General features: G+C 45.8%; 10 protein-coding genes and 1 rRNA gene. 2 read left to right on the forward strand and 9 right to left on the reverse strand.

The window, feature by feature from the left end; translation table 11 throughout:
• Nucleotides 1–106: ribosomal RNA gene (locus tag M3180_RS21525) — 16S ribosomal RNA — on the reverse strand; the annotation flags it as partial.
• 420 nt (nt 107–526) lie between these two features.
• On the opposite strand from M3180_RS21525, the gene M3180_RS21530 reads away from it, so the two are divergent.
• Nucleotides 527–1,072, forward strand: coding sequence for a Crp/Fnr family transcriptional regulator (locus M3180_RS21530; RefSeq protein WP_251671344.1), 546 nt, complete (start codon nt 527–529; stop codon nt 1,070–1,072).
• Here M3180_RS21530 and hmpA read toward each other — a convergent pair.
• The 5 genes from hmpA to M3180_RS21555 all read right to left on the reverse strand — a co-directional run bounded on the left by hmpA (nt 1,036) and on the right by M3180_RS21555 (nt 10,605).
• Entirely contained in the window at nt 1,036–2,253 is a 1,218-nt protein-coding gene (gene hmpA, locus M3180_RS21535) for an NO-inducible flavohemoprotein (RefSeq protein ID WP_251671345.1), read from the reverse strand. The two genes, M3180_RS21530 and hmpA, sit on opposite strands and share 37 nt — an antisense overlap.
• A gap of 454 nt (nt 2,254–2,707) precedes the next feature.
• Nucleotides 2,708–4,726, reverse strand: a complete 2,019-nt coding sequence (ligA, locus tag M3180_RS21540; RefSeq protein WP_251671347.1) for an NAD-dependent DNA ligase LigA — start codon at nt 4,724–4,726, stop codon at nt 2,708–2,710.
• Between the two features lie 98 nt (nt 4,727–4,824).
• On the reverse strand, nt 4,825–7,209 hold the full coding sequence (pcrA, locus tag M3180_RS21545; protein WP_251671349.1) for a DNA helicase PcrA: 2,385 nt from the start codon (nt 7,207–7,209) through the stop codon (nt 4,825–4,827).
• Between the two features lie 13 nt (nt 7,210–7,222).
• Nucleotides 7,223–7,933 (reverse strand): heptaprenylglyceryl phosphate synthase, encoded by a 711-nt coding sequence (gene pcrB, locus M3180_RS21550; protein ID WP_251671350.1) that lies wholly within the window; start codon nt 7,931–7,933, stop codon nt 7,223–7,225.
• 155 nt (nt 7,934–8,088) lie between these two features.
• The gene (locus M3180_RS21555; RefSeq protein ID WP_251671352.1) at nt 8,089–10,605 is read right to left on the reverse strand and encodes a U32 family peptidase; all 2,517 of its coding nucleotides are present in this window, start codon (nt 10,603–10,605) and stop codon (nt 8,089–8,091) included.
• Nucleotides 10,606–10,862: 257 nt separating this feature from the next.
• On the opposite strand from M3180_RS21555, the gene M3180_RS21560 reads away from it, so the two are divergent.
• On the forward strand, nt 10,863–11,831 hold the full coding sequence (locus M3180_RS21560) for a sugar phosphate isomerase/epimerase family protein (RefSeq protein ID WP_251671354.1): 969 nt from the start codon (nt 10,863–10,865) through the stop codon (nt 11,829–11,831).
• A gap of 350 nt (nt 11,832–12,181) precedes the next feature.
• Here the strand turns inward: M3180_RS21560 and M3180_RS21565 are convergent, their stop codons facing one another.
• The 3 genes from M3180_RS21565 to uvrB all read right to left on the reverse strand — a co-directional run bounded on the left by M3180_RS21565 (nt 12,182) and on the right by uvrB (nt 17,465).
• The gene (locus M3180_RS21565; protein ID WP_251671356.1) at nt 12,182–12,394 is read right to left on the reverse strand and encodes a hypothetical protein; all 213 of its coding nucleotides are present in this window, start codon (nt 12,392–12,394) and stop codon (nt 12,182–12,184) included.
• A gap of 208 nt (nt 12,395–12,602) precedes the next feature.
• Nucleotides 12,603–15,476, reverse strand: a complete 2,874-nt coding sequence (uvrA, locus tag M3180_RS21570) for an excinuclease ABC subunit UvrA (protein ID WP_251671358.1) — start codon at nt 15,474–15,476, stop codon at nt 12,603–12,605.
• Between the two features lie 15 nt (nt 15,477–15,491).
• On the reverse strand, nt 15,492–17,465 hold the full coding sequence (gene uvrB / locus M3180_RS21575; RefSeq protein ID WP_251671360.1) for an excinuclease ABC subunit UvrB: 1,974 nt from the start codon (nt 17,463–17,465) through the stop codon (nt 15,492–15,494).
• Nucleotides 17,466–17,471: the final 6 nt, after the last annotated feature.

A 17,471-nucleotide genomic window follows, 5' to 3' on the forward strand; every position in this document is an offset into this window, starting at 1 on the left:
GCCGCTAACTCTCAGGAGTGCAAGCACTCCATCAAGTCCGCTCGACTTGCATGTATTAGGCACGCCGCCAGCGTTCGTCCTGAGCCAGGATCAAACTCTCCATTAAAGTGTTTGATTGCTCATTATAAAACTTTATTAATTGACGTGTTCCATTTGTTCAGTTTTCAAAGAACTTTCGGTTACCGATGCGGTAACAAGATATTATGTTATCAGCTTCTGACTAATTCGTCAACAACTTTTTTTAAGTTGTATTGAATCGTGTCGGTGTTGCGAAGTGACAAGTAATAATATATCACGCTCGTACACTTATTACAACTTGTAATTATATCCAGTTCATTTATTCACCACTGCTTCATTAAGCTATCCTATAACGACGAAAAGAATTTTATCTTAATAGGAGATGTACCGTTTCTTCGGTTACTTTATTAACTCGAAGCCACTGATTAGGTTATGATAGAAAGTGTACCACTTAATTATTCATGTAACTGTTCTCCTGTTACAGTTCATATCCAAAGGAGCAATGAGCATGATTATCCATAAAGGTGAAGTATTATTCCGTCAAGGCGAGCTAGGACCTCTATTTCATTTAAAAAGCGGCATGCTAAAAATAAGCCGTCTTCATGAAGACGGCACACAGACATTAATGAACATTATTACACCCGATGAAATCATTCCGCACCATTCGCTTATAACTGCCAATCCTTATCATGGTACAGCTATCGCATTAGTAACTTGTGAGGTTGAGATGATAGATACAAATAGCTGGTATCGATCCGTTGCACAAGACGCTGAGCTTTGTCGAGATATCGCCCTACGGCTGCAGGAGCGTCTTCGCTCCATGCAGCAACGAATCGATCAGCTAACAGAAGTAACACCACTAAACCGACTAGTAAAGCTTCAAGCTTGGTTCGAACGATATATCGGCATCACGGACATTCGCGAGCTATTGACGCAAGAAGAAATCGGTCAATTCATCGGCTTAAGACGTGAAACGGTCAATCGCTTATTAAGAGAGCAGTCGACAAAGCAATCATCCTACTCCAAGCTGCCTGCTGGACCAAAGAATTCATAGTGTACTTGGTCAGCTGGTACTTGTAGTGCTCGCAAGGCCGAATTTACTTCCTTCATAAATGGCACTGGGCCGCAGAAGTAGTATACTGCATCAGTGCCAGGAGTAATTTCCTGCAACCAATCTGCAGTAATAAAGCCTTCCTTGTCAAAACTTTTATTACGCACATCCTCCGCTGTAGGCTCACTATAGCACCAATATACCTTCACTTGAGACTTATCCTCTGCTAGCTCGCTGATCGCTTTCTTCATCGCATGAACCTCACTATTGCGGGCAGCATGAATAAAGGTAACTGATCTTTCCGGTGTTGTCTCAACAATGGTGTTCAGCATACTTACCATTGGTGTAAGACCTACCCCGCCGCTTATTAATACAACTGGGCGATGATCGTTGAGATCTAATGTGAAATCTCCTGCAGGCGCAGAAAGCTCTATTGTATCGCCTTCATTGATGCTATTGTGCAGATACTGAGATACCTTACCTCCAGGTTTTTGTTCGCCGTCATCCTCACGCTTAACACTAATTCTGTAATGGCTTTGCCCTGGTTTATCTGACAGACTATATTGACGCAGATGTGTATACTCCTCGCCTGGAATTTTCACCTTCACCGTTATATATTGTCCTGGCGTGAAATCTGCAATGGGCTGACCATCCTCGGGATACAGATAAAATGATGTAATCACATCACTTTCTACTTCTTTGCGCTTGACGATAAACGATCTAAAGCCTTTCCAGCCTCCAGGTTGCTGTTCTGCTTCTTTATACATCTCTGCTTCCACATCGATAAATACTTGGGCAATCACACCATATGCTTCTGCCCATGCTTGAATAATCTCATCCGACGCCGCATCTCCCAGTACATCCTTAATCGCTGCAAGTAGGTTTTCGCCTACAATTGGATATTGATCAGCTGTGATGCCAAGACTTCTATGCTTATGTGCAATTTGCTTAACGACAGGAAGAATTTGTCCGAGATTATCGATGTTGGCTGCTGCAGCGTACACCGCATTAGCCAATGCTGCAGGCTGTCTACCTTGTTTTTGGTTTATATGATTAAAAACATTCAGTAATTCTGGATGATTAGAAAATAGCATCTGATAGAACCGTTTCGTTATGGCCGTACCATGTACCTCTAGTACGGGCACTGTAGATTTTATAACCTTAATCGTTTGTTCACTTAACATAATCACGCTTCCTTTCATTATCATCTGTATAAAGTATACCTCTGCGCATTTAATGCTAAGCGTGATTAAAATCACAACAATTGGCAACGATCCGTGAATAAAATACGAACAGTAATTCACAAATTGCCATCAATCACAACAAGGATCCGGCTAGACGATATCAAGCACCCCTAATGACAAATGTGGAAAATATCGACTGAACAACAACAAGTAGGGCGATCACGCCCTCATAGCATAAAAGATTATGATCTAGCTGTCAGATAGAGAAACAAAACAATGAGGTAGCCATTACAACAAGAAGCCTGTTGAAGGTATCAACAGGCTTCTTGTATGCTCTCGCAACAAAGCTTAATTAAAACGATATTTAACTCTAAAGACATTTAATTAGTATCTAATACATTTGAGCTTACTTTTCGTATGACCAATCTAGCATCTAGTCATCGAAGTCAATCTTCTAGCCTTCGATCATCTGAAGCACCTGAGCTTCATCTTCAATAATCGTAATGCCAAGCTGCTGCGCTTTAGTCAGCTTACTTCCCGCTTTCTCACCAGCGATGACAAGATCTGTCTTCTTCGAGACGCTGCCTGTCACCTTCGCTCCGCAAGCCTCTAGCATTTTCGTTAGCTCGTCACGGCCAAGCGTTGGCAGTGTTCCTGTGATAACGATTGTCTTCCCGAATAACGGATGATCTTCCGATGCAACCGTCGCTATCTGCTCAGTCTGAGGAGCAACGCCCGCTTCCAGCATCGCCGCAACGCTTTGCTGCACGTCAGGATCATTAAAGAAGCTTACGATACTTTCAGCAACGATAAGTCCAATATCCTGAAGCTGCACGAGTTCATCCGTCGTAGCCTGCATGACTGCATCTAGGCTATTGTAGTGATCAGCCAAAGTTTTTGCAGTAGTTTTTCCTGTGTTAGGAATACCTAAGGCGAATAAGAACGAGGAAAGCTCCCGCGTTTTTGAATGCTCAATCGCATCCAGCAGCTTTTGTGCCTTCTTCTGGCCGAATCGCTCTAGCTTAATTAAATCATCAAATGTTAGCTTATATAGATCTGCCGGATCCTTTACACCACACTCACGATATAACTGCTCAGCCGTCATAATGCTGAATGATTCGATGTCCATCGCATCACGTGCAGCAAAATGAGTAATTCGACCAATCATTTGCGGTTCACAGCCTAGTTTGTTGTTACAGAACAAATGCGCACCGCGCTGCTCGAGCTCAGAGCCACATGATGGACATTTATCTGGGAATACAATTTCCTCTCCTAGCTCCTCATCGACCTTTCCGAGTATTTCTGGAATAACATCATTCGATCGACGAATCGCAACTAACGTTCCAAGCGCAAACTTCAAATTTTTCCGTTCGATATCGCCCATATTGTTAAGTGTGCAGTTTTGTACGGTGACACCAGCCAGTTCAACAGCTTCGACCTTTGCAACCGGTGTAATCTTCCCTGTACGCCCTACTTCCCATGAAACAGATAGCAGCGTTGTTTCTGCTTCCTCTGCCTCGAACTTAAAGGCAACTGCCCAGCGAGGAAACTTATCCGTGTAGCCAAGCGCTTCACGTGTCCGCATATCCTGAACTTTAATAACAGCTCCATCAATAAGAAAATCGAGCTCATTTCTACGCTCCGCTAAAGCAATAAGCTCATCTTCGAACTGCTTCAAATCGTCTGCATAGATAATATATGGGTTAACCTTGAAGCGATTATCCTTCAAAAACTGCTGCAGCTGCTTATGGTTATCGAACGTAACCCCTTCTGCATAGCCAACATTGTATATAAAGGCGTCCAGCTTGCGACTTGCTGTAACCGCGGGATTTAAATTACGAAGTGCACCAGCCGCTGCATTGCGCGCATTTTTCAACGGCTCTTCTGCCGTTTCATTATAGCGAGCGAGGCTAGATAACGTCATAATGCCTTCGCCCTGTACTTCGATGACACCATCGGTATAGTCAATGGATAGTGGAATCGAATTAATCGTTTTCACTTGTGCTAGAATCGATTCTCCAACTGTGCCGTTTCCACGAGTAGCCGCCTGAATAAGCTGCCCTTGCTCATACGTTAAATTCAGCGTGAGCCCGTCGAATTTCAACTCCATAACATAGGTCGGATCTGGCAGAGGTGTAGATGGATTTTTAGCATTATAATCTGAGATGGCCCGCTTCAATCTCGCTTCCCAAGCATATAGCTGCTCCAGGTTTTGTGCTTTATCCAAACTCCATAGCCGCGCAAGATGTCTATGCTGCTCAAAGCCAGACAATATCGTATGACCGACACGCTGCGTTGGGGAACTCGGCAGCACGACACCAAGTGTAGTCTCCAAACTGACAAGCTCATCGTACAGCCTATCATATTCCGCATCTGAGATCTCTGGCGTGTCCAGTGTGTAATAACGATAATTGTGCTCATTCAACTCAGCTATAAGCTGTTCCATTCTCTGCTGATCCTGATTCGTCAACATCAACATTCCTCCATCTTCAACCGATTCTACTTTACAGCATTACCATATTATAAACGGTGAAACATGATCGCTCACGGTTTCACCGTTTACTTACTCTATTATACCTTTTTTATCGGGGCAAAGCTTGCTAATAGCTTTTTAATTCCTACTGGGGCAGGGAAAGCAATTTGCAGCTCCATGTCGTTGTCTTTGCCTCGAACAGCAATGACAGTACCTTCTCCCCATTTGCCATGCGCAACTTTATCGCCCGCTGCATAGCTTACCGATCCATTATCCTGAGTATGGGCATTCTTCCTCGCAGCATCGAGGCTGGAGGTTACAGTAACCGTAGGACGAGCTGTACCTGCGCTCGGTCTCGTCGGATAGCCTTGTCCTGCTGAGCCTCTGCTGCTATAGCCTCCTTGATTACCTCTGCTGCCATAGCCAAAGCCAGCCTGATTGCTATCGGATCTTGTGCCGAAGCTATTCGGTCGGCCAGAGCCTAAGCCGCCAAAGCCACGAGGGAAGCTGCCATCGACCACATCGGCTTGATTGCTTTCTAGCAATTCACTTGGAATCTCCTTAAGGAAGCGCGAAGGCATATTGACTGACGTACGGCCAAATAACGTCCGCATTTTTGCAGAGGTTAAATATAGCTGCTTCTCGGCGCGCGTAATACCAACATAGGCAAGACGACGCTCCTCCTCCAGCTCCTCATCATCCGTAAATGCACGAGAGTGAGGGAAGATCGACTCCTCCATCCCAACGATAAATACGATCGGAAACTCGAGACCCTTCGCACTATGCATCGTCATGAGCACAACGGCATCGGAAGCATCGACATCTTCCTTATCGTCATTCATCGAGTCAATATCTGCGATCAACGCTAGATCTGTTAAGAAGGCAACCAATGTGCGATCTTCATTGCGTTGTTCAAAATCCTGCGTTACCGATAGAAACTCCTCGATGTTCTCAATGCGTGATTGCGACTCGAGCGTTTGTTCGCGCTGCAGCTCAAGCTTATATTCGGACATTTCCAGTACTTTTTCAGTAAGCTCCGTTACCGTTAGCTCATCCACTTGACTATGCAGACTGCTAATCATATGACCAAAGCTTTGCAGCTGATCCCTCGTCTTGCCCTTCACATCGACCATATCTAGCTGGAACAGAATACGATACATCGACACACCCTGTGCCGTTGCTGCCTGTGCAAGCTTAGCAATCGTTGTATCCCCGATGCCGCGTTTAGGCACATTAATAATACGCTGCAGGCTAATATCATCGTCTGGGTTCGAGATCAATCGCAAGTAAGCTAATATATCCTTGATCTCTTTACGATCATAGAACTTAATACCGCCTACGATTTGATAAGGGATGTCAGACTTGATTAACGTTTCCTCAATAATACGCGACTGAGCGTTCGTACGGTATAGAATCGCATGATCGCGATATTTATGTTGATTACTACGATTTTTCTGAATGACACCCGTAACAAAGTAGCCTTCATCTCGCTCGCTGTCTCCGTAATAGACATAGATCTTATTGCCTTCGCCTTGATCGGTCCACAGCTTTTTCGATTTTCTGCCCGTGTTGTTAGAGATGACGGCATTTGCTGCATTCAATATGGTAGAGGTCGAACGATAGTTTTGCTCCAGCAGAATCGTCTTCGCCTCAGGATAATCATCCTCAAAGTTCAGGATGTTGCTAATATCTGCACCACGCCAGCGATAGATCGACTGATCGCTATCCCCTACAACACAAATATTGTGATGTGCATCAGCTAGCATGCGAACTAGCATATATTGCGCACGGTTCGTATCCTGATACTCATCGACGTGAATATAACGGAACTTGTTCTGATAGAAGTTGAGCGCCTCTGGAACTTCTTTAAACAGACGAATCGTCATCATAATAAGATCGTCGAAATCAAGCGAGTTATTATTTTTTAGACGCTTCTGATACATCTTATATATTTTCGCTACGATGCCTTGGAAGTAGTCTCCTACCTTCTCTTCATAACGTTCAGGGCTGATCAATTCGTTTTTCGCTGAGCTGATCGCTGCTTGAACGGCCTTCGGTTCAAACTTTTTCACATCGATGTTTTCGTCCTTCATACAGCCACGAATGACGGACAGCTGATCAGCAGAATCTAAAATAGAAAAATTAGAGCTAAATCCAATGCGATCAATATCCTTACGAAGAATGCGAACACACATCGAGTGAAACGTAGATACCCATATATCGCGTCCAGATGGACCAACAAGCGAACTAACCCGCTCCTGCATTTCACGTGCGGCCTTGTTCGTAAAGGTTATCGCTAATATACTCCACGGCGCCACACGTTTTTTCTCTATAAGATAGGCAATGCGGTGTGTAAGTACTCTCGTCTTACCACTGCCTGCACCCGCCATAATTAGCAAAGGGCCATCTGTTGTCTGTACCGCCTCACGCTGAGGTGCATTAAGCTTGGCCACCGCATCATCAATATTAATGTAATTAAACATCACCCTCACTCCTTTACTGCTTACTTACTTGTACAGACTTAACCGCTTCGACGGTTGCTAGTGCTGCTTTCAAGTTATCATAAACGACATTACCCACCACGACGGTGTGTGCATGGGCCGCAGCCTGCGCTGCTTTCTCGGCGTTGTCGATACCGCCACCATAGATAAGATGCGCTTGCTCTAGCTCGCTTGCTGCTCGGGCCAGCACATTCATATCACCAAACGTTCCGCTATATTCAAGATAAACGACAGGCAGTCTGAGTAAACGATCCGCCATCCATAGATACGGCAGAATCTCTTGCTCCGATAGATTCGCTTCTGCGCCGGACACCTTAGCGGCAGTGCTCTGTTCATTTAGAACGATATAGCCTGAAGCGGTCGTCATCTCCCACGGTATAAAATGTCCATATTCCTGAAGCCCTTCAAGCTGCTTCAGCATCAGCCAGTCAGCCTGCTTCGTATTTAATACAAATGGAACAAAGTAGCCGTCAAAGCCGGGCACCGCCCCATCCATCGTCGATACCTCTAACGCACAGTCGACACTGTAGCGACGAACTCTCGCCAGCAGATCAACCGTGTTGTCAAACGTTACGCCACTTGAACCGCCAATGATGATGGCATCTGTGCCTGACATACATAGCTGATCTAAAGCCTCGTCACTAATTTCTTTATCTGGATCAAGCTTGAATACATGCTGCCAATTTGCATACCATCCAGTATCCATGTTTTCCCTCCCCCGCCTTATCACTTAAAAGTGTCTATTCAAAAAGTGCGATTACAGCCCCGTGCATATCGTTTGCAGTTGCGTTTTTTGAATAACCTCTAAAAAAGGCCAAGCCACGCGTTCGACTTGACCTCCTTCTTCGTTGATTCAATGCATTACTTTACGAGTTGACCACGTGTGACACCAAGCTGGTTTGTTGCCTTTAGGCTGCGCCATACTTGCGTACCACTAATGCTGCCATCAAGCGCTTGACGGTAAAGCTTCAGTACCTCTTGCACCTTCTCCGCGCTTTCTTCTAAAAATTCTACACGGTATTGTGATACACCGAGCTCTATAAAGTTTTTAAGGTACTCCGCACCCGATTGCTCAATCGCGTTGTATACCGTATTACGGCAGCCCTCATCCACGCGAACGGGATGACTCATTCCGATACGATCCTGCAAGGATGCTCGATGAGATTCGCAAGGTCTGCCACAGTTTGTATAGTCGGTACCTTCACTTAAAAATGTACAGTACACACAATGCTCTGTATGGAACATCGGCAAATGCTGATGGATAACGACCTCGATGTTGCTCGTATCAGCACGCTCAAGCAAATCGACCATTTGCTGAATGTTCAAGTCGTAGGAAGGCGTCACCGTATCAAGTCCACTATCTAAAAACAGCTGAACTGCCTTGTGGTTAGCAATATTTAATGAGAAATCACCAATTAAACGCGGGAATGGCGCATCTGGGTTTTGTGCTTTCGCACGCATATAGTAATAAAGCGCTCCTGTATTGCGAACAAGCACCGCATCCGGCTTCAGCTTAAGAATGTTGGCATGGTAACCATTTTCATTCGGCATATGAATCCGTGGTGTTGCGAGCGCAATACGCTTGCCTGCAGTACGAGCTAGCTCAATGGCAGCTGGGAACTGCTTAATAAATTCAAAGTCAGCAATGATATAATCGGCATCTGCCTTAATGGCACCCTCGACCTGCTCTAGTGTGCGACATAGTACAGATAGTTTAGCATCACGGCCACTGCTTAATGGCTTCAGCTGCTTCACATTATCGAAAGCATCATCCATTGCATCGACTTGACGCTTTGTATAAACTGGCGGCTTCGGTCTCTCGCCTGCCAGCTGCTCGACAGCTTCTCTGCGCAGACGATTGAGCTCACGAATCGGCAGTATAAGCTCACCCTTCAAGGCTACCTCTAGCTGATCCAGCTGATAAATCGTTCCGCCTAATCGTCCAAGCTGCTCAGATAGCAGCTCCGCATCCATCGGACGCTTCAACGCTTCCTCTAGCAGAAGCTCAGATTCAACGGTCACGCTAATCTGCTTCTCGACATCTGTCCATACCGTGTGCAGCGGTTTGCCAGCCTCCCCAGTAACTTGTACATGAAGAGGGAATACACGGTAAGGCTTTTCTGTTTCGTAGGACGCACGAAGGGCACGGTCTAGCGCAGGGTCATTCGTCTTCCAGATCCGATCACCAACATGCACCTTACGCAAATCTATATCATTACGGCCAGGAACAAGCTCAATGACAAGTCCTTCTGCCGCTTCATTCTCTAGCTTCACACCCTGACGTCTAATATCGTAGACGCGTCCGCCTTCTTCCTTCTTCGTTGGGTCACCCGCATCGAACACAATACCGTCGCCTCGTTTCAATGGAGCTTCCAGACGAACCGTTACCGCATCACGCATAATACGTTCGACTTTACCAAGGTATACGCCGCGGCTCTTCGGGAATGTACCATCGACAAGCTGCTTATTGTTTGTTCCTTCTAGGAATCCATGCGTGAAGCCACGTGAGAAGCTTTGCTGCAGCTCACGGATTTCTTCCTTGGAAGGTTTTGAACGATCTCCATCGAAATATTTATCAATGGCTTTGCGATATTTGCTTACAACGTTAGCTACATATTCCGGGCTTTTTAGTCGACCCTCGATTTTAAAGGAGGTAACACCGGCTTCGATCAGCTCTGGAACAAGCTCAATTGCTGCCAGATCCTTCGGTGAAAGGAGGTAAGCCACGTCTCCCATCGGCTTTTTCTCACCATCTACGATCAAATCATACGGCAAACGGCACGCTTGTGCGCATTCACCACGATTGGCAGAGCGACCGCCCCACATTTCTGAGGTTAAGCATTGCCCAGAATAAGACACACACAAAGCACCGTGCACAAACACTTCCATCGGCAGCTTCGCTTGATCGCCAATCGTTTTAATTTGCTTCAAATTGTTTTCACGACCAAGTACGACGCGCTCCATATCAAATGGCTTCGTAAACTCAACCGCTTCTGGAGAAGTAATCGTCATTTGCGTAGAGCCGTGAATCGGGAAATCCGGCGAAAGCTCGCGGATTAGCTTAACTAATCCTAGGTCCTGAACAATGACAGCATCGACACCTGCATCGATACACATTTCTATTAAAGTTTGAGCATCTCTCAGCTCGTCCTCAAAAACTAAAATATTAAACGTCAAAAAGCCCTTCACACCATACGTATGAAGGAACGCCATGATTTCAGGCAGCTCTTCACTTCTAAAGTTATTCGCTCTTGCTCGTGCGTTAAATTTTTCAACGCCGAAAAATATGGCATCCGCACCATTAGCAACGGCAGCACGCATACATTCCCAGTCACCTGCTGGTGCTAAAAGCTCAATATCTGATCTTGTTAAAGTCATTTTAAGATTCCTCTCACTCGTTTATAGCTACGTTATGCTATTTGACTAGCTATCAATTTTCTAGTTAATAGTGTAACAAAGCTGAGCAATATATTCTACAAGACATTCCTGCCATCCGTGCATTATTGCAGTTTTGTCTAATAATTATGCGATTTTGTTCTTTGTCTTGAAGTTCCAGATCGTTAAGGGCATTATAGTAGTAGAGTCAGAAATCAACTCATCACCATTATTAACCAATCCATAGGAGGTTATTACTTATGAAACTAGGCGTATTTGCTGTTCTATTTGCACAAAAGCCATTTGAGGAAGCACTTGATTACATTGCAGAGAAAGGATTGGAAGCTGTTGAGATCGGTACAGGCGGTTATCCAGGCAATGCACACTGCGATCCGGATGAACTACTTGCTGATGCTGGTAAGCTGAAAGCATTCAAGCAGGCTGTTGAATCTCGCGGTCTTATCATTAGTGCGCTTAGCTGCCACTCTAATCCACTGCACCCTCAGAAAGCGCTTGCTCAAGCTGACGATTCCGTAATTCGTAAAACGATCGAGCTTGCTAATCGCCTAGAGGTTCCAGTTGTGAATACATTCTCTGGTTGCCCTGGTGATCATGAAGATGCGAAATATCCTAACTGGCCAGTTGCACCATGGCCAAATGACTATCAAGATATTCTAAAATGGCAGTGGGAACAAAAAGTCATCCCTTACTGGTCAGATATTAATAAGGTTGCAACAGATGCTGGTGTGAAAATCGGTCTTGAGCTGCACGGCGGCTTCTCCGTTCACAGTCCTGCAACGATGCTTCGTCTACGTGAGGCAACAGGTGAAGCGATCGGCGCTAACCTTGACCCAAGTCATATGTGGTGGCAAGGTATTGATCCAGTGCAAGCGATCCGTATTCTAGGTCGTGCTGGCGCAATCCATCACTTCCATGCTAAAGATACAACGATTGATCCGGTTAACGTAAATATGCATGGTATCACTGATATGCAAAGCTATACACAAATGCTTGATCGTGCTTGGCAGTTCCGCAGCGTAGGCTTTGGTCATGACCTAAAAACATGGGCAGATATTATTAGTGAGCTTCGCCTTGTTGGCTACGACTACGTTGTCAGCATCGAGCATGAGGACGGCCTTATGTCTGTAGAAGAAGGCTTCTCCAAAGCGGTACAGAATTTGCAGCAGGTGCTAATCCGTGAGCCACTAGGTGAAATGTGGTGGGTTTAGTGGAAAGTTCTAAAAGCCACCTTTGATCACGAAGTCAAACTGAGTGTATATTCACATCGAATCTTGAATTCAGACGGGTCTTCTGGTGCTCACGTACCAACTACGTACGCTGCGCTCCTCAGTCTCCGGCTTTATCCAACCTTCTCGGTGCTGAAAGGTGACTTTTTGAACAACTAAGTAACACTGGACGCTTATTTGAATTCCAAAGCTTATGCTTCGTCTGAAAGATGGACTTGAAGCTGGGGCCTTGGCTCACGTGGTACTAATGAATACTTATTCGACGTTGAATAACCCTTAACAAAAAAAAAGAGTTCCACCGTATCAACGGTGGAACTCTTTTTTATGTACGTTTAGGCAAGCCATACTTTTGTGATCATTACATAATCAATAAATAGAAAAACCGCTAGTGATACAGAGGCAAAGCCGATTGCGAAGACATTCTTTTTTGGCTTTGCTTTAAGCAAGCGAAACAATCCAATTGCAATGATAACTGTGAAAGCAAGCATGAACCAATCGAATGGATCGATCTTGCTTGTTTCTTCTGCTACTTGTGCTAGAAACATGAAGAGACCTCCCTTTAATCACACGTATCCTATTATTTATATATCCTATATGGAATACTGACAAGTTGCAAGCATTAATAGTAAATGTTGGTTATTTCGTCACACTTTGTTCACATTTCCACCCTATCAGCAACGAGCCAGGCGATGAGCTGCTATTTCTTAGCATTTCCAGTCATCGCCTTCTCTATTACATTTTGAACCGATACAATCATTTCACTTCAACCGCGTGAAGCTTTTGGGTCCGCTCTGTATCACGCGCTAGAATAGGTGCTAAATACTTACCTGTATAGGAGCCACTCACCTTCACAACCTGCTCAGGAGAGCCTGCAGCAACGAGCGTTCCACCGTGCTTACCGCCCTCAGGCCCTAAGTCGATCAAGTAATCGGCTGTCTTAATAACATCAAGATTATGCTCAATAACTAGTACGGATTCGCCAGAATCCACTAGTCGATGTAGCACCTCCAGCAGTCGTGCAATGTCATGCGCATGCAGTCCTGTTGTCGGCTCATCTAGAATATACAATGTTTTGCCAGTGCTGCGACGGTGTAGCTCAGAAGCAAGCTTCACGCGCTGCGCTTCCCCACCAGAAAGCGTCGTCGCTGGCTGACCTAGCTTCATATAACCTAAGCCTACATCGAGCAGTGTTTGCAGCTTACGATGTATTCTAGGGATGTTTTCAAAGAACTGACATCCGTCCTCGATGGTCATATCTAGCACTTCTGCAATGTTTTTTCCTTTATACTTTACCTCGAGCGTCTCACGATTGTATCGCTTCCCTTTACAGATCTCACAAGGTACATACACATCAGGCAAAAAGTGCATCTCAATCTTGATGATGCCGTCGCCTCGGCAAGCTTCGCAGCGCCCGCCTTTAATGTTGAAGCTGAATCGACCCTTCTTATAACCGCGAACCTTCGCTTCATTCGTAGAGGAGTATAGATCACGTATATCATCAAATACACCAGTATATGTCGCCGGATTAGAGCGTGGTGTACGACCAATCGGAGATTGATCGATGTCGATGACTTTATCGATATGCTCTAAGCCACGGATTTCCTTATGTGCACCAGGTCGTGTTTTCGCACGGTTTAGATCGCGTGCCAACGTCTTATACAGAATCTCATTGACGAAGGTCGACTTACCAGAGCCGGACACGCCTGTAACAGCGACAAACACGCCTAATGGTATCTTTACACTTAGATTGCGTAGGTTGTTCTCCTTCGCTCCAACAACCTCGATCCAGCGATCATTGACCACACGACGCTGCAGCGGAACCTCGATAAACTTTTTACCGCTTAAATACTGCCCCGTCAACGAAGCGTCATTCTCCATCAGCTCCTTCGGTGTACCCTGCGCAATAATCTGTCCGCCATGAATCCCTGCCCCTGGTCCGATATCAACAATATAATCGGCAGCAAGCATCGTGTCCTCGTCATGCTCTACTACGATTAACGTATTCCCTAGATCACGCATATGCAGCAGCGCCTCAATTAAACGGTCATTGTCACGCTGATGCAGCCCAATGCTTGGCTCATCTAGAATGTAGAGCACGCCCATTAAGCTGGAGCCGATTTGTGTTGCAAGTCGAATCCGTTGTGCTTCCCCGCCAGATAACGTCCCTGCTGCACGGCTTAGCGTTAAATACTCAAGCCCTACATTATCTAGAAACCCAAGCCGACCTGATATTTCCTTAAGAATTAAGCCTGCGATCTGCATTTCCTTGTCAGTCAGCTCTAAACTCTCGAAATAATTTCTAGCCTCTCCAATCGACAGGTCGGTTACATGGGAAATGTTTTGCTTATTAATCGTAACTGCAAGAGTTTCCTTGCGCAGACGCTGACCTTTACAGCTATGGCATGGCCTAGCGCTCATATAGCCTTCAATATGCTCACGCATCATCTCTGATGGTGTTTCACGATAGCGACGCTCAAGATTGTTAACAATGCCCTCGAAAGCGACAAACGCCTCCTTGCGTGCACCGAAATCATTTTCGTATACAAAGCGCACCTTCTGTCCATCTGTGCCGTAGAGCAGCTTCTTCATCTGCTCGCTCGTCAGCTCACTAACAGGGACATCTTGCGGAATATTGTAATGCTCAGCAACGGATCTAAGAAACTGAGGATAGTAGTTAGAAGTGCTTCCGGCCCATGCTAGAAAGGCGCCTTCCTCAATTGACTTGCTGTAATCAGGTATTAGCAGATCCGGATCTACGACCATCTTCACGCCTAGCCCATCACACTCCGGACAAGCACCATACGGACTATTGAATGAAAACATACGAGGCGCAAGCTCATCAATACTGAAGCCACACTCCGGACAAGCGAGGTTAGAGCTGAACAGCAGCTCCTCGTTTTTCTCTTGTCCCATTACATCAATGAGAACTCTGCCTTCCCCCAGCTCCAGCGCTGTCTCAATCGAATCCGCTAATCTAGACTCAATATCCGGCTTTACAATGATACGGTCGATAACAACCTCGATATTGTGCTTTTTATTTTTATCGAGTGTTATTTCCTCACTCAGCTCGCGAATTTCACCATCTACACGTACACGCACATAGCCTTGCTTCTGCATGTCTGCAAGTAGCTTTATATGCTCTCCCTTACGACCAGACACGATAGGCGCTAGAATCTGCATTCTCGTTCGCTCTTCATACTCCATAATGCGATCAACCATCTGCTCTACCGTTTGTGATGTAATCTCAATACCGTGCGTCGGGCAGTGCGGCTTACCAACTCGAGCGAACAGTAGACGTAGATAGTCATAGATTTCGGTAACTGTACCCACCGTAGAACGGGGGTTACGGCTTGTTGTTTTCTGGTCGATCGAAATCGCCGGTGACAAGCCTTCAATCGAATCGACATCCGGCTTATCCATCTGGCCAAGAAACTGACGAGCATAAGCACTTAGAGACTCTACATAGCGGCGCTGGCCTTCCGCATAGATCGTATCGAAGGCTAGTGACGATTTTCCTGATCCACTCAAACCCGTTAGAACAACGAACTTATCTCTCGGGATCGTTACATCAATATTTTTTAGATTGTGCGCACGTGCGCCTTTTACGACAATTTTGTCATTTGCCACTCTTGCTACCTCCTACTATTGGTCCGCCTTCAATTCCAGCAAAGCATCACGCAGCTGTGCTGCACGCTCAAACTGCAGGTTTTTCGCTGCATCCTTCATCTCTGCTTCTAGGCGTGCGATTAAAGCAGTACGCTCCTTCTTGCTCAGCTTCTTATCACCATCAACGACATAGTCGGCTTTATCCTCAGCGACCTTCGTTGCTTCAATCACGTTATGCACTTGCTTGCGAATCGTTTGAGGGGTAATGCCATGCTTTTCATTAAAAGCAATTTGCATTTCACGACGGCGCGCCGTCTCTTTTAACGCTTTATCCATCGAATCGGTAATCTTGTCACCATACATAATAACCATGCCCTCGCTATTACGGGCTGCACGTCCGATCGTCTGAATAAGGGATCTTTCAGAACGAAGAAAGCCTTCCTTATCGGCATCTAATATCGCAACTAAGCTGACTTCTGGAAGGTCAAGTCCCTCCCTCAGCAGGTTAATCCCGATTAGAACATCAAACACACCTAAGCGCAGATCACGAATAATCGCTAACCGCTCCAGCGTTTTTATTTCAGAATGCAGATAACGAACCTTTAAGCCGACATCCTTCAAATAGTCCGTCAGGTCCTCTGCCATTTTTTTCGTTAGTGTCGTAACAAGCACACGCTCATCCTTCGAAATCCGCAGTTGAATCTCATGGAGAAGGTCATCGATTTGTCCCTTCGATGGACGTACCTCTATAATCGGATCAAGCAAGCCCGTTGGACGAATAATCTGCTCGACCATCTCTGGGCAATGCTCAAGCTCATAAGGACCTGGTGTTGCAGAAACGTAAATCAGCTGCTTCGTTTTCGCTTCGAACTCCTCAAAGCGAAGCGGACGGTTATCCATCGCACTAGGCAGGCGGAAGCCATGATTGACGAGCACCTCTTTACGTGCACGGTCGCCGTTGTACATCGCTCGGATTTGCGGCAGCGATACGTGTGACTCATCAATAACGACGAGCATATCATCTGGAAAATAATCGAACAGCGTATAAGGTGTTGCTCCACGTTCTCTGAATGTTAGCGGCCCTGAATAGTTCTCGATGCCTGAGCAAAAGCCCATCTCCGCCATCATTTCCAAGTCATAGCGTGTCCGTTGCTCCAGACGCTGCGCCTCCAGCAGCTTTCCTTCACTTCGGAAATACGCTAATCTTTCCTCAAGCTCTCGCTCAATGTCGACCATTGCGCGCTTCATCGTTTCTTCTTGCGTAACGAAGTGGGATGCGGGGAAGATCGCAATATGATCGCGCGTGCCAAGCACCTCACCTGTCAACACATCAATCTCAACAATACGTTCAATCTCGTCACCGAACAGCTCGATGCGTACGGCATGCTCGTTGCTGGCAACCGGGAATATTTCAACAACATCGCCTCTTACGCGGAACGTACCGCGTGTAAAGCTAATATCGTTACGTTGATATTGAATCCCGACTAGCTCATGCAGAATCTCATTACGGGATTTTTCCATGCCAACGCGCAACGAAACGACCATGCTGCCGTATTCTTCTGGCGAACCTAAACCATATATACAAGATACGCTGGCCACAATAATGACATCACGTCGCTCAAACAGCGAGCTTGTCGCAGAGTGGCGCAGCTTATCTATCTCATCATTAATGCTGGAATCTTTCTCGATAAAGGTATCGGTTGACGGGATATAGGCTTCAGGCTGATAGTAGTCATAATAGCTGACAAAGTATTCTACCGCATTATTGGGGAAGAACGATTTAAACTCACTGCACAGCTGAGCTGCGAGCGTTTTATTGTGTGCGATAACTAGCGTCGGCCGCTGTACCTGCTGAATCACATTCGCTATCGTATACGTTTTGCCTGTTCCTGTTGCTCCTAGCAGCGTCTGGTGCCGCTTATTTTTCTCAAGTCCTTGTACAAGCTCCTTGATCGCCCTCGGCTGATCTCCTCTAGGTGCATAATCCGAAACAATTTCAAAAAGAGACATAGTTTC

Origin of the sequence: Paenibacillus camelliae, assembly GCF_023715345.1 — a bacterium.
Classification (GTDB): Bacteria; Bacillota; Bacilli; order Paenibacillales; family Paenibacillaceae; genus Pristimantibacillus; species Pristimantibacillus camelliae.

What these genes read in the sequence shown, in the direction of transcription:
- M3180_RS21530 (WP_251671344.1), top strand. Translation starts at nt 527, where the DNA reads ATGATTATCCATAAAGGTGAAGTATTATTCCGTCAAGGCGAGCTAGGA.
- hmpA (WP_251671345.1), bottom strand. Translation starts at nt 2,253, where the DNA reads ATGTTAAGTGAACAAACGATTAAGGTTATAAAATCTACAGTGCCCGTA.
- ligA (WP_251671347.1), bottom strand. Translation starts at nt 4,726, where the DNA reads ATGTTGACGAATCAGGATCAGCAGAGAATGGAACAGCTTATAGCTGAG.
- pcrA (WP_251671349.1), bottom strand. Translation starts at nt 7,209, where the DNA reads ATGTTTAATTACATTAATATTGATGATGCGGTGGCCAAGCTTAATGCA.
- pcrB (WP_251671350.1), bottom strand. Translation starts at nt 7,933, where the DNA reads ATGGATACTGGATGGTATGCAAATTGGCAGCATGTATTCAAGCTTGAT.
- M3180_RS21555 (WP_251671352.1), bottom strand. Translation starts at nt 10,605, where the DNA reads ATGACTTTAACAAGATCAGATATTGAGCTTTTAGCACCAGCAGGTGAC.
- M3180_RS21560 (WP_251671354.1), top strand. Translation starts at nt 10,863, where the DNA reads ATGAAACTAGGCGTATTTGCTGTTCTATTTGCACAAAAGCCATTTGAG.
- M3180_RS21565 (WP_251671356.1), bottom strand. Translation starts at nt 12,394, where the DNA reads ATGTTTCTAGCACAAGTAGCAGAAGAAACAAGCAAGATCGATCCATTC.
- uvrB (WP_251671360.1), bottom strand. Translation starts at nt 17,465, where the DNA reads ATGTCTCTTTTTGAAATTGTTTCGGATTATGCACCTAGAGGAGATCAG.